This window comes from Achromobacter sp. D10 (genome assembly GCF_035282245.1).
Classification (GTDB): domain Bacteria; phylum Pseudomonadota; class Gammaproteobacteria; order Burkholderiales; family Burkholderiaceae_B; genus Achromobacter; species Achromobacter insolitus.
Window position 1 is genome coordinate 1 of record NZ_JAYJLE010000020.1, and the last position, 12,444, is coordinate 12,444.

The following is a 12,444-nucleotide window of genomic DNA, read 5'->3' on the forward strand; positions in this document are numbered from 1 at the left end:
CCGCGCCTGCGATCTGCTGGCCGCCCACATCCGCCTCACCTACGACGCCGTCGCGCGCCTGCCTTCAAACCTGTTCACCCCAGGCTGAACGCCCTCGTCAGTTGAAAAAAACCCACACTGGCGCGTGCCCACCCGTTGATTCGCTTACACCACTTCTATAGAATCTTCAATTCGGGCCTACGCCCATTCCTTTTCTCCATTCAATACACCACTGGGAGGCGCAAGATGATGAATCCGCATACCGCCGTCCCGCGCGTGTCTCCGCGACGCCATTAAGTCGTCGCCCGCGCGGACCCATCGCTGGATGCCTATCTAGCGACCGGTCCTCCGTGCCCGCCCCAAAACCCTAAACGCAATCGCCCGCGCTTCGCAGCGCAGGCCGTTCCTTCCTCTTTCCACACAAGGACACCCGGCGTCCTGGTGCCGCCGGGCCATTGCAATGGCTAGAAAAAAAATCGATCTACGAGGACAGACCTTCAAGGATGTCCTGGGCTTTACCTTCCGCCATTGGCGCGCGCAGCCCTGGCGTACCTCCGCCATCATCGCGCTCGCCCTGCTGTCGGCGGTGACCGATGTGCTGACACCGCTGTATGCCGGCAAACTGATCGACGCCGTGGCTTCCGGCGCGGCCGGCGAGGACATCGTCTGGAACGCGGCGCTCACCTCGTTCTGGCTGCTGATCGCGCTGGGCATCGGCGGCACGCTGCTGCGCCAAGCCGTGTTCCAGAACATCATCACCTTCACGCTGAAGATGATGAACGGCATCGTGTCCAACGCGTTCTACCGCGTGCAGCGCTTTTCCACGGACTGGCACGCCAACAGCTTCGCCGGCTCCACGGTGCGCAAGGTCACGCGCGGCATGTGGGCGGTGGACATCCTGAACGACACCCTGCTGGTCGCGCTGCTGCCTTCGGTCGTCATGCTGGTGGGCGCCACCGCCCTCCTGGGCGTGCACTGGCCGATCATGGGCCTGGTAGTGGGCTTGGGCTCGGTGCTGTATATCGCCGTGACGGCCGCACTGTCGCTGGGCTACGTGGCGCCGGCTGCGCGCCTGGGCAACGCCTGGGATACCCGCATGGGCGGCGCGCTGGCGGACGCCGTCAGCTGCAACGCCGTGGTCAAGGCCTTCGGCGCGGAAGAGCGCGAAGAAGTCAGGCTGGACCGTGTCGTCGACAAATGGCGGCGCCGCACCCGCCGCACCTGGATTCGCGGCACGATCAACGGCGGTATCCAGGGCGCGATGCTGGTCGCCATGCAGGCGGGCATCCTGGGTGCATCGCTGCTGCTGTGGTCGCGCGGCCAGGCCAGCGTCGGTGACATCACCTTCGCGTTGACGATGTTCTTCATGCTGCAGGGCTACCTGCGCGACGTGGGCATGCATATCCGCAACCTGCAGCGCTCGGTCAACGATATGGAAGAACTGGTCGCGCTGGAAAAGCAACCGTTGGGCGTGGACGACAGGCCTGGCGCGGGCGACCTGCGCATCACGGCTGGCGAGATCCGCTTCGAGGACGTGACGTTCCGCTATGGCGCGCACGACAAGGCGCTGTACGACCAGTTCTCGGTGCGCATCGCCCCAGGCGAACGGGTCGGCCTGGTCGGCCATTCCGGCTCGGGCAAGACCACGTTCATCAAGCTGATCCAGCGTCTGTATGACATCAATGGCGGCCGTATCACCATCGACGGGCAGGACATTGCCCAGGCGCGGCAGGCGTCCTTGCGCAGCCAGATCGCCATCGTGCAGCAAGAGCCGGTGCTGTTCCACCGCACCCTGGCGGAGAACATCGCCTACGCCCGTCCCGGCGCCACCCAGGCCGAGATCGAGCAGGCGGCGCGGTTGGCCAGCGCGCATGACTTCATCATGGCGCTGCCCAAGGGCTACGACACGCTGGTGGGCGAACGCGGCGTCAAGCTGTCGGGCGGCGAACGCCAGCGTGTCGCCATCGCCCGGGCCTTCCTGGCCGACGCGCCCATCCTGATCCTGGACGAAGCCACGTCCAGCCTGGACAGCGAAAGCGAAGTGCTGATCCAGCAGGCCATGGACCGCCTGATGGTGGGCCGCACCACCCTGGTGGTTGCGCACCGCCTGTCGACGGTGCGCGCGCTGGACCGCCTGCTGGTGATGGACCGCGGCCGCGTTATCGAGGAAGGCAGCCACGACGCGCTGATCCGGCTCAAGGGTGGCCTGTACCGGCGCCTGTTCGAGCGCCAGGCACTGGAACTGACCAAGGGCCTGACGCAGTCGGAACTGCTGGAAGACGGCGCCGTCCCGCCGCAGCCGAAGGACGAGGAAGCCGACGAGTCCTCGTACGCCTACGCCAAGTAAACCTGGCGGTCGGCCCCGTGGCGCAAGCCGCGGGGCCGACGGTTCAGGCCGGACGCTGGGCCACGGTCAGGCGCAGGCCAAAGCCGATCAGCGCCAGGCCGAACACCCGGCTCTGGATCTTCTGCGCGCGCGGGCTGGCCGACATCCAGCGTCCTACCGCACCGCCGGCCAAGGCGCACAGCACATCCAGGGCAAGCCCCAGGCTGACCAGGATCACGCCCAGCACCGCGAACTGCGGACCGATCGGCCCGAGGGCGGGCGACACGAATTGCGGCAACAACACCGAACAGAACAGCAAGGCCTTGGGATTGAGCACGTTGGTGAGCACGCCGCTCAGGAGCGCCGGCCCCAGCCCGGCCCGCTCCGCGACCGCCCGCCCGGCCGCGTCATAAGAGACCGGGCCTGACCGCAGCAGTTTGATCCCCAGCCACACCAGATAGCAGCCGCCCACGGTGCGCGCAACGTCGAACGCCCACGGATGGGTCTTGAACAGCGCCGCCAATCCCAGCGCGGCCAGGGTCACATGCGCGGCTCGCGCAATCGCCAGCCCCACAGCCACCGCCAAGGCCTGCGCCCTGCCGCGCAGCATGCCCGTTTCCAGCAGCAGGAGCATGTCGGGTCCGGGCACCACGTAGACAATCAGCAGCGCCCCTAGAAACATCGCCATATCCGCCATCGCCTTACCCTCTACCGTTACGCGTTGCAGGCGATCATTCTAGAAAAAGCGGGCTGGCATGTGCATCCTATTCATGCCATTGGATTTATCATGATTGGCATATTCCACCAATCTATAAACCCTGATCTTGATTCCATGCCAAAACGTGAACTGGATGCCTACGACCGCCGTATCCTGGAGGCGCTGCAGCAGAACGGCCGGCTGACCAATGTCGAGCTCGCCGAACAGATCGGCCTGTCTCCTTCTCCCTGCCTGCGGCGGGTGCGGCTGCTGGAAGAAGCGGGCGTGATCCAGGGCTACGAGGCCCGCCTCGCTCCGGACGAAGTCGGCCTGGGCCTGACCGTCTTCGTCGGCATCAAGGTAGAGCGGCACCACGAGCGCGACTCCGCCCTGTTCCGCAAGGAAGTCAGCACCTTGCCGGAAGTCATTGCCGCGCACCTGGTATCGGGCGAATCCGACTTCTTGCTGCAGGTGGTGGTGCCCGACCTGCGCGCCTATGAACGCTTCCTGCTGAACACCCTGCTCAAGCTGCCAGGCGTGAAAGACATACGCAGCAATTTCGCCATCCAGACCGTCAAACCGCAAAGCCCGCTTCCGCTGGACCACCTGGCCCGCTGAGCACTCATTCCATCGCCGCCGCGGCCCGCTCCACCGCCTGCGACCGGCGTTCGTACCGGGCCTGCGACAGCGCAAGATAACGCTGCACCACGGCCGGCTCGGACGTCTTGGGCGTGCCGCCGGGAAACGGCGGCTCGGGGTCGTACTCGATCTGCAGCTGGATCAGCTTGGCCACGTCTTCGCCGCACAGCATCGCCACGACCTTCAGCCCCATATCGATGCCCGAGGTCACGCCGCCGGCAGTGAACAGGTTGCCATCCACGCACATGCGTTCTTCGCTGGGGATGGCCCCGAAGTGCGACAGCAATGCACGCGCGCGCCAATGACTGGATGCGCGCCTGCCCCGCAACAGGCCCGCCGCGCCCAGCAGCAGCGAACCGGTGCAGATGCCAAACACATACCGCGCCGCGAGCCCCTGCGCGCGCGTGAACGCTACCCAGTCGGCGTCGACAATGGCATCATCCGTGCCCGGCCCGCCCGGCACCACCAGCAGGTCGCAAGGCGGGGCGGACGCGATGGTCTGCGTGGGCACGAAACACAGGCCGCGATCGCTGCGCACCGGATCGCGCGTTTTTGCGACAAAATCCACGGTGAAGCCCGGCGCGTTCGCCAACACTTCGTACGGCCCGGTCATATCCAGCTGGGTCAGCCCCTCGAACAAGAGAAAATTCACATGCATGACGATGCTCCGTTAGAAACGACGCCTTCCAGCATAGGCGGACGCGCCAGGAAGGCTGCGCCAATTCCGGCGCCGGATGCGCCATTGCGCGTGGTGTTCGTACTGTATGACGGTTTCCAGCCGCTGGATCTGGCCGGTCCCTGGCAAGCCTTCAGTTCAGCCAACGAAGAATCGGGCCGCAAGCTCTACCGCCTGGGCACCATCGCCGCCACGCCCCTGGTATCCACGTGGGAACAGGGGCTGCGCATGCAGGTGGACGGCACCTTCGCCGACGATGGCGATGAGCCCGTGGACATGATGTTCGTGCCCGGTGGACCCGGCGCGGATCTGGCCGGCGCCCATGGCGAAACGCGAGCCTGGCTGCGCCGCCGCGACGCGAATGCCGGGCGCACGTGCAGCGTGTGCACAGGCGCGTTCGTGCTGGCCTCGGCCGGCCTGCTGGACGGACGCGCCGTCACCACCCACTGGCGTTCGGCCGACAGGCTGCGCCAGCGCTACCCCGCGCTGCGCGTCGAAGACGATCGCATCTATATCGAAAGCGGCAAGTACTGGACCTCGGCGGGCGTCACCGCCGGCATCGACCTGGCGCTGGCGCTGATCGAGCGCGACTTCGGAGCAGACCTGTCGCAATGCGTCGCGCGCCGGCTGGTCGTATTCATGCGCCGCAACGGCGACCAACGCCAGTACAGCCAGGCGTTGCGCCTGCAGGATCGGGTGGCGGCGCCGTTCCGGGATCTGGTGGAAAGAATCGAGGCCCGGCTGTCGGCGCGCTGGTCGGTCGACGACATGGCCGACGCCTGCCAGATGTCGCGCCGCACCTTCCAGCGCAAGTTTGCCGCGCATTTCGGCGTGGCGCCCACGGAAGTGCTCAAGCGGTTGCGGCAGGAACGTGCACAAGCGCTGGCGGCGTCCGGCAAGGTATCGAGAAAAGAAATGCTGCGGGAGTTCGCCGTGCACGCCGCGCCGCAACGGACGGTGTCGGAATGAAAACCTGGGGCCAGGCGATGAAAACGCCTTCCGCGCTGCGCATGATGTTCGGGTTGCTGGCGCTGTTGCCACTGCTCACGGCCTGCGGCCGCGACCCGCCGCCGCAAGCGCTGGAGCAAACACTGCTGCGCGACGCCGCGCCGCATGAACGTTTCGAAGGCAGCCTGAACGGACAGCCCGTGCTACTGGTCGTCAGCGACTGCAAGGTCTATCTGCGCGAACCAGCCACGGACGGCGCCAGCGCGGCCCGCTGGGTCAAGGTGCTGGAACCGGAGTTCTATCCCTCGTTCACGACCTGCGTGCGGCAAAGCCTGAGCGCCGACCGCGCCGGCAAAGGCGTACGGGCCTTCCTGGGCGAGCAAGCCTTTGGCGGCGGCGGTTGCTGCGCCACCGGCGGCGAATACCGCTCCACCGACGGGCGCACCTGGACGAAGCAGTAGGCCGCCGCAGTCAGCCAGCCAGCCCCACCGACACCCCGCCGCAGACATACAGCATCTGCCCGGTCATGAAGCCTGCGCGCGCATCCATGAACATGGAGACCGCGTGGGCAACCTCTTCCGGTCGGCCCACGCGTCCTACCGGGATAGACGCCTCCAGCGCCAAGGTCTTCGGCGCGCCCGGCGGATTGGACTGGTTGAACAGTTCAGTCGCTATCGGCCCCGGCGCGACGGTGTTCACGGTGATGCCGCTGCCCGCCAACTCCAGTGCCCAGGTGCGCGCCATGCCCGCGAGCGCCGCCTTGGACGCGCCGTACGCAGTGCGCCCGTCCTTGCCCAACGCGGCGCGACTGCCGATGTTCACCACGCGCCCGTAGCCGGCCGCCCGCATGCCCGGCAGCAGGGCCTGCATCAGCAACACCGGCGCCGTGACGTTCAGCGCCATGGTGCGCGCCATCTGTTCCTGGGTCACCTCGTCCACACGAGCGACCTGGATCATGCCGGCGTTGTTGACCAGATGCAGGACCTGGCGTTCGGCAGCGAGCTCCCGCGCCGCGCCAATGGTAGCCGCAGGATCTCCCAGATCCACCGAGCGGAACGTCTCGCCGGGCAGGAGCGCCTCGGGCGCGCCGCGGCTGAAGTTGACGACCAGAAAGCCGTCGTCGATCAGGCGCGCGACGATGGCGCGGCCAATGCCCCGGCTGCCGCCGGTGACCAGTGCGGTGGGCGTATTCATTGCGCGGTGATTCCCTTGTCCTTGATGAGCCCGCCCCACTTCTTGCGCTCCTCGCTCTCGAAGGCTGCCAGGTCCGCGCCGAACAGCGTGCCAGGCTTGGCTCCCATGCCCGAGAAATTCTGGGCGATGGCCGGGGTTTGCAGTCCGCTGCGAGCGGCTTCGATCAACTGTTTGACGACCGCTTCCGGTGTGTTGCGCGGGGCGTACAGCGCAAACCACGCGGTGACGTCGAAGCCCGGCAGGCCGGACTCCGCCACGGTAGGCAGATTGGGCACCGAGGCGTCGCGCGCGGCCGAGGTCACGGCCACGCCGCGCACCAGGTTTCCGTCCTTGATCTGGGCCAGGGCGCCGGGCAGGTTGTCGAACAGCAGATCGACCTGACCGCCCGCCACCGCAGGCAGCGACGCGGACGTGCCCTTGAACGGGACGTGCAACATGGTCACGCCGGCCATGGCTTCGAAATAGGCGCCGGTCAGGTGCACCGAGGAACCGATGCCGGGCGAGGCGTACGTCAGTTTCTTGTCCTTGGACTGCTTGGCCGCCTTGATCACGTCGGCCACCGTTTTATAGGGCGATTTGGCGCTGACGGCGATGACATTGGGCGTGGTGGATACCAGCGCAATGGGCACCAGGTCGCGCTCGGGGTCGAACGCCATGTTGCTATAGAGAAACTGGTTGATCGTCTGGGTACCGATGGTGCCCAGGCCCAGCGTGTAGCCGTCGGGCTTGGCCCGCGCCACGTAGGCCATGCCGATATTGCCGCCCGCGCCGGGCTTGTTCTCGACCAGCACGGTCTGCTTCAGGCCCGGTTCCAGCGCGTGGGCGATGGCGCGGCCGAAGATGTCCGCGCCGCCGCCCGGCGGATAAGGCACGACCACCGTCACGGGATGATCGGGGTAGCCGGCGGCTTGCGCGGCTGGCAGCGCCAGTATGGCCAGCGCAGCGACGGCCAGCCTGCGCCACGCGGCATTCGGATGCGGCAATTGCGTCATGGACTTGTCTCCTATCGAATCCGCTGATTGCGGATTTCTTTTGTGGCTTCTTGCGGGTCTCTTTTTAAAGTACGTAAATACGTACTATATTAATAAAAACATAGAAAACCTCCAGGAGACAAGCAGATGAAACGCTGGACCCAACGCCCCGAAGGCTCCACATGGGGCGACTTCGGCCCGGATGACGAGATCGGCCGCCTGAACCTGCTGACCGAGGAAAAAGTGCTGCAGGCCGTGCGTGAAGTGCGCGCGGGCAAGGTGTTCTGCCTGTCGCTGCCGTTGGACCTGCCGGGCGGCAACGTGCTGAATCCGCGCCGCCACGCGCCGGTCCTCAAGCCCACGTTCCGCGAAGGCACGCCCTATCTGAACTTCCAGATGTCCCAGGTGCAACCCGAAGCCGTGGACGTGCTGTCCGATGACCAGGTCACCATGTCCATGCAGTACTCCACCCAATGGGACGGCCTCTGTCACGTGGGCGCGCTGTTCGACATCCAGGGTGACGGCGAGGCGCGCCGCGTCTACTACAACGGCTACGCGGCCGGCGTGGACGTGTTCGGCGGCGCGGATCCCGACACCTCGCCCGACGCCTGCTGCCCGCCCGGCGGTTCGTACGCGCGCAAACTCAGCATCAGCCGCTATGCCGAGAAAGGCATGCAGGGTCGGGGCGTGCTTGTCGACCTTGCGCGCGCCTTCGGCCCCGGCCGCACCCTCGTGGACCTGGCACGCTTGCAAGAGGCCATGCAAGCGCAGAACGTGACGATCGAGTCCGGCGACATGCTGGTGCTGCGCACCGGCTTCGCGGAAGCGATCGTGGCCATGAACGGCCAGCCCGACGCGCATCGGCTGGAACAGACCGGCGCCGTGCTGGATGGCTCCGACCCGGCGCTGCTGGACTGGATCACGCAGTCCGGCATTGCCGCGATCTGCGCGGACAACTACGCGGTCGAAGCCTATCCCGCGCGCAGCGCCGGCCCCGGCCATTCCATCCTGCCGCTGCACCACCATTGCCTGTTCAAGCTGGGCGTGCCGCTGGCGGAACTCTGGTACCTGAAGGACCTGGCCGATTGGCTGCACGAACAAGGCCGCAGCCGTTTCCTGCTGACGGCCCCGCCCCTGCGCATGCCGGGCGCCGTCGGTTCTCCCGTGACGCCGATCGCCACGGTGTGACGGCCATGCCGCATACGACTTTCTCCGCCCACCTGGACGCGCTGGTTGCCCGCCAGCCCGACGCGACTATCCTGATTGACCAGGACCAGCCGATTAGCGCCGAACTGCTGCGCGCGCGCAGCCGCGCGCTGGCCGCCGGGCTTGCGCGCATTGGCGTGCAACCGGGGCAGCGGGTCGCGGTCTGGCTGCCGAATTGCGCGGCCTGGGTGGAGTCCTTCTTGGCCAGCGCCCACCTGGGCGCGCTGGTACTGGCGGTCAACACGCGCTTTCGCGCATTGGAACTCGCCGACATCCTGGGCCGCGGAAAGGCCGACTGGCTGGTGTTCTGGCCGGGATTCAAGGGCATCGACTTCCAGGGCATCCTGGGCGAGGTGGCGCCCGAGCATCTGGCGCGCCTGCAAGGCGTGATCGCGCTGACGGGGGTGGGCGAAGCGCTGCCCGACGCCATGCATGGCAAACCCGCGCATCGCTACCTGGACCTCCTGGCCTGCCCGGACCCCGCTCCGCCGGCCCAACCCAATGCGGGCGTGCTGTGCTTCACCACGTCCGGCACCACGTCCAAGCCCAAATTCGTGCTGCACGACCAACGCACTCTGCTCAACCATGGCGAGACCGTGGCCCGGGCTTTTGACTACGCCCCTGGCGCCTGCGTGCTGGCCAGCGCGCCATTCTGCGGCGCCTTCGGTTTCGCGACGCTGGCAGGCGGCCTGGCGCAGGGCGTGCCCGTGGTCTGCGCGCCCGTATTCGACGCGGCGCAGTCCGCCGCTGCGGTGCGCCGCCATGCGGTCACGCATACCTATGCCAACAACGAAGCCCTGGTCGGCATGATGCGGGCCGCGGGCCAGGGGGATTTCGCTTCCGCCCGCCTGTTCGGCTTCGCCAGCTTCACGCCCGCGCTGGACAACATGCTGGACCTGGCTCGCGAGGCCGGCGTGCCGCTTACCGGCCTTTACGGATCCAGCGAACTGGTGGCGCTGGTTGCCGGCCAGCCGCGTGATCCAGCGGAGGGCGACGTATCCGTACGCCACCAGCCGGGCGGCACGCTCATCTACCCGGAAGCCCGCGTGCGCGCGCGCGATCCGGCCACGGGCGAAGTCCTGCCTCACGGCCAGTCCGGCGAACTCGAAATCCTCTCGCCCAGCCTGATGCAGGGCTATCTGGACAATCCGGAAGCCACCCGCGGCGCACTGACCGACGACGGCTACTTCAAGACTGGCGACCTGGGCTACACGCTGAACCCGCGCCAGTTCGTGTTCCAGACCCGCATGGGCGATTCGCTGCGCCTCTCGGGCTTCCTGGTGAATCCGGTGGAAATCGAACAGGTGGTCGAAACCTTGCCCGGCGTGCGCGCCTGCCAGGTGGTGGGCGCCACGCAGGCCGGCAAGACCGTGCCCTATGCCTTCGTGCTGCTGCGCGAAGGCGCCGCGCCGGACCCGGCAGGCTGGACCCGCGCCTGCAAGGCCGCAATGGCAGGTTTCAAGACGCCCGCGGGCTTTACCGTGCTGGACGCTTTCCCCTCGGTGGAAAGCGCCAACTCGGTCAAGATCCAGAAGCACCGGCTGCGCGAGATGGCCGATGCCATACTTGCAGCCCCGCCCTTGACGCCTTCGGCCTGAACATGCCCGACCCCAAGCTATTCTCGCGCAGCCCCCAACCCCTGTATCTGCAGGCGGCGGCGCTGTTTCGCAGCAATATCCAGAATCGCACCTGGCGGCCCGGGCAGCAGATCCCGCCGCTGGAATCGCTGATGGAAACCTACGGCATTTCGCGGGCCACCATCCGGCAGGCGTTCGGCCTGCTGGAAGATGACGGCCTGATCCGCCGATCGCGCGGATCGGGCACGTTTGTCAACGCGGAGCTGCCCGAAACGCCGACCCTGCTCATCCCCAAGACCTGGGCCGAGACCGTGGAACTGAGCAATCAGCTGGGCACCGTGTCCCTGGTGGAATCCAGCGCCGATTCGCCCCTGCCGGACACGCTGGGCATGCCCTGCAACGCCGACCGCAGCGGCAGCTTCCAGTATCTGCGGCGGGTGCACACCACGGACGGCGCTCCCTTCTGCTATAGCGAGGTCTTCCTGGACAGCGTGTTGTTCCGCAAACACCGCGCCCGCATCCGGAAAAGCACCGTGGCGCCCGTGCTGGATCAGTTCTACGGCGCCCGCATCAGCGAAGCGCGCCAGGTGCTCAACGTGATCGAGGCCGGCCAGGAGTCCGCGGAGTCGCTTCAGATACCCGTGTCCTCTCCGGTGGCGGAATTGCGCCGCTACGCCTGCATCGACGGCCGCGTGGTGTATTTCGCGCGGCTGGAATTTCCGTTCCGCAAGGTACGGATGGAATTCGATCTTCTCCCCCACCGCTAAGGCCTATCCCCACCAAAGAGCCCGCCCCCCGTCGCAACCCGCCATAACAGAGCGCAGCAGCTGATTCTCACAAGCGCCCGCAGTATCCGAACAAGATCCGGCATCAAAGGAGACAACCATGAAATGCCGTAGAACCCCCCGGATTTCCTTGAAGTTGCGCAGCACGCTTGCCCTGTTTTCCGCGTTTGCCGCCGCGCCTGGCGCCCTGGCGCAGGCAATCTCCGACGATGTGGTCCGCATGGGCCTGATCCTGGACATGAGCGGCGTGTACGCCGACGTCACGGGCAAAGGCAGCGCCACCGCCGCCGAAATGGCCATTGCGGACTTCGGCGGCACCGTGCTCGGCAAGAAAATCGACCTGCTTGTGGTGGACCATCAAAACAAGGCCGATATCGCGGCCGCCAAGGCCCGCGAGTGGTACGACACCCAGAAGGTGGATGCCATCATGGACGTGGCGGGCTCCGCCCCCGCGCTGGCCGTCCTGGAAGTGGCGCGCGAGAAAAAAAAGATCGTGGTCTACAGCGGCCCCGGCACCGAACGCATCACCAATGACCTGTGCTCGCCCTATTCGGTCCACTATACCTACGACACCTGGTCGCTCGCCAACACCACGGCGCGCGCCACCGTCGAGCAAGGCGGCAAGAGCTGGTACTTCCTGACGGCGGACTATGCGTTCGGCCATACCTTGCAGGCGTCCGCCACCGAAGTCGTCAAGGCCAATGGCGGCACCGTGCTGGGCGCATCGCGCCACCCGCTGGGCTCCAGCGATTTCGCCTCGTACCTCCTGCAGGCGCAGGCCAGCCGCGCGCAGATCGTGGGACTGGCCAACGCCGGCGGCGACACCGTCAACGCCATCAAGGCCGCCAGCGAATTCGGGCTGACCAAGGGCGGCCAGAAAATGGCTGGACTGCTGCTGTACATCAACGACATCCACGCCATCGGCCTGGAAGCGGCGGCCGGCCTGACGCTGACCGAGGCCTTCTATTGGGACATGAACGACCAGACGCGCGCCTGGTCCCAGCGCTACTACGACAAGCTCAAGAAGATGCCCAACATGAGCCAGGCGGGCACGTACTCCTCGGTCATGCACTATCTCAAGGCCGTGCAGGCCGCCGGCACCGACGAGCCCGCGGCGGTGATGAAGCAGATGAAGTCCATGCCCATCAACGACTTCTTCGCCACCAATGGCCGCATCCGCGAGGACGGACGCATGGTGCATGACATGTACCTGTTCGAAGTGAAGAAGCCGGCCGAGTCCAAGGGCCCTTGGGACTACTACAAGCTGGTGGCCACGCTGCCGGGAGACCAGGCCTTCATGCCGCTGTCCCGGTCGTCCTGCCCGCTGGTGAAGAAGTAGCGATGAAAGGCGGGCGCCATTAAGGCGCCCGCGACAACTACGCCCGCAGCGCCCGGTCCAGTTCCAGGACGGACTGATACAGCACGCGGGTGCCGTCCAGCAGTTGC

At 66.5% G+C, this 12,444-nt stretch carries 12 protein-coding genes and 1 pseudogene; 8 read left to right on the top strand and 5 right to left on the bottom strand.

The window, feature by feature from the left end:
- Positions 1–439: 439 nt before the first annotated feature.
- The gene (locus tag VCS63_RS29585) at positions 440–2,326 is read left to right on the top strand and encodes an ABC transporter ATP-binding protein (RefSeq protein WP_042793136.1); all 1,887 of its coding nucleotides are present in this window, start codon (positions 440–442) and stop codon (positions 2,324–2,326) included.
- A 43-nt stretch (positions 2,327–2,369) separates the two neighbouring features.
- On the opposite strand, the gene VCS63_RS29590 is transcribed toward VCS63_RS29585, so the two are convergent.
- Complete coding sequence (locus VCS63_RS29590) at positions 2,370–2,993, bottom strand: LysE family translocator (RefSeq protein ID WP_323881910.1); 624 nt, start codon at positions 2,991–2,993, stop codon at positions 2,370–2,372.
- Positions 2,994–3,137: 144 nt separating this feature from the next.
- On the opposite strand from VCS63_RS29590, the gene VCS63_RS29595 reads away from it, so the two are divergent.
- Positions 3,138–3,620, top strand: a complete 483-nt coding sequence (locus VCS63_RS29595; protein ID WP_042796951.1) for an Lrp/AsnC family transcriptional regulator — start codon at positions 3,138–3,140, stop codon at positions 3,618–3,620.
- 4 nt (positions 3,621–3,624) lie between these two features.
- On the opposite strand, the gene VCS63_RS29600 is transcribed toward VCS63_RS29595, so the two are convergent.
- A complete protein-coding gene (locus VCS63_RS29600) occupies positions 3,625–4,299 on the bottom strand; it encodes a DJ-1/PfpI family protein (protein WP_175201587.1) in 675 nt (224 codons plus the stop codon).
- A gap of 90 nt (positions 4,300–4,389) precedes the next feature.
- Between VCS63_RS29600 and VCS63_RS29605 the strand changes: the two genes are divergently transcribed.
- Entirely contained in the window at positions 4,390–5,286 is an 897-nt protein-coding gene (locus tag VCS63_RS29605; protein ID WP_063642709.1) for a GlxA family transcriptional regulator, read from the top strand.
- A gap of 17 nt (positions 5,287–5,303) precedes the next feature.
- Positions 5,304–5,726, top strand: coding sequence for a hypothetical protein (locus VCS63_RS29610; protein ID WP_253637327.1), 423 nt, complete (start codon positions 5,304–5,306; stop codon positions 5,724–5,726).
- A 10-nt stretch (positions 5,727–5,736) separates the two neighbouring features.
- Here VCS63_RS29610 and VCS63_RS29615 read toward each other — a convergent pair whose 3' ends face one another.
- Complete coding sequence (locus VCS63_RS29615; RefSeq protein ID WP_323881913.1) at positions 5,737–6,459, bottom strand: SDR family oxidoreductase; 723 nt, start codon at positions 6,457–6,459, stop codon at positions 5,737–5,739.
- Positions 6,456–7,451, bottom strand: a complete 996-nt coding sequence (locus tag VCS63_RS29620; protein WP_042793132.1) for a Bug family tripartite tricarboxylate transporter substrate binding protein — start codon at positions 7,449–7,451, stop codon at positions 6,456–6,458. The genes VCS63_RS29615 and VCS63_RS29620 overlap by 4 nt, the downstream gene beginning before the upstream one ends.
- Positions 7,452–7,577: 126 nt before the next feature.
- Between VCS63_RS29620 and VCS63_RS29625 the strand changes: the two genes are divergently transcribed.
- The 4 genes from VCS63_RS29625 to VCS63_RS29640 all read left to right on the top strand — a co-directional run bounded on the left by VCS63_RS29625 (position 7,578) and on the right by VCS63_RS29640 (position 12,337).
- Positions 7,578–8,618 (top strand): cyclase family protein, encoded by a 1,041-nt coding sequence (locus VCS63_RS29625; RefSeq protein ID WP_042793131.1) that lies wholly within the window; start codon positions 7,578–7,580, stop codon positions 8,616–8,618.
- Between the two features lie 5 nt (positions 8,619–8,623).
- The gene (locus VCS63_RS29630) at positions 8,624–10,234 is read left to right on the top strand and encodes an AMP-binding protein (protein WP_063962501.1); all 1,611 of its coding nucleotides are present in this window, start codon (positions 8,624–8,626) and stop codon (positions 10,232–10,234) included.
- A gap of 2 nt (positions 10,235–10,236) precedes the next feature.
- Positions 10,237–10,980 (top strand): GntR family transcriptional regulator, encoded by a 744-nt coding sequence (locus tag VCS63_RS29635; protein WP_063642646.1) that lies wholly within the window; start codon positions 10,237–10,239, stop codon positions 10,978–10,980.
- A gap of 118 nt (positions 10,981–11,098) precedes the next feature.
- Positions 11,099–12,337: an ABC transporter substrate-binding protein gene (locus VCS63_RS29640; RefSeq protein ID WP_164794853.1), complete on the top strand. Its 1,239-nt coding sequence runs from the start codon at positions 11,099–11,101 to the stop codon at positions 12,335–12,337.
- Positions 12,338–12,374: 37 nt separating this feature from the next.
- On the opposite strand, the pseudogene VCS63_RS29790 reads toward VCS63_RS29640, so the two are convergent.
- Positions 12,375–12,444, bottom strand: a pseudogene (locus VCS63_RS29790) (allantoate amidohydrolase); the annotation flags it as partial.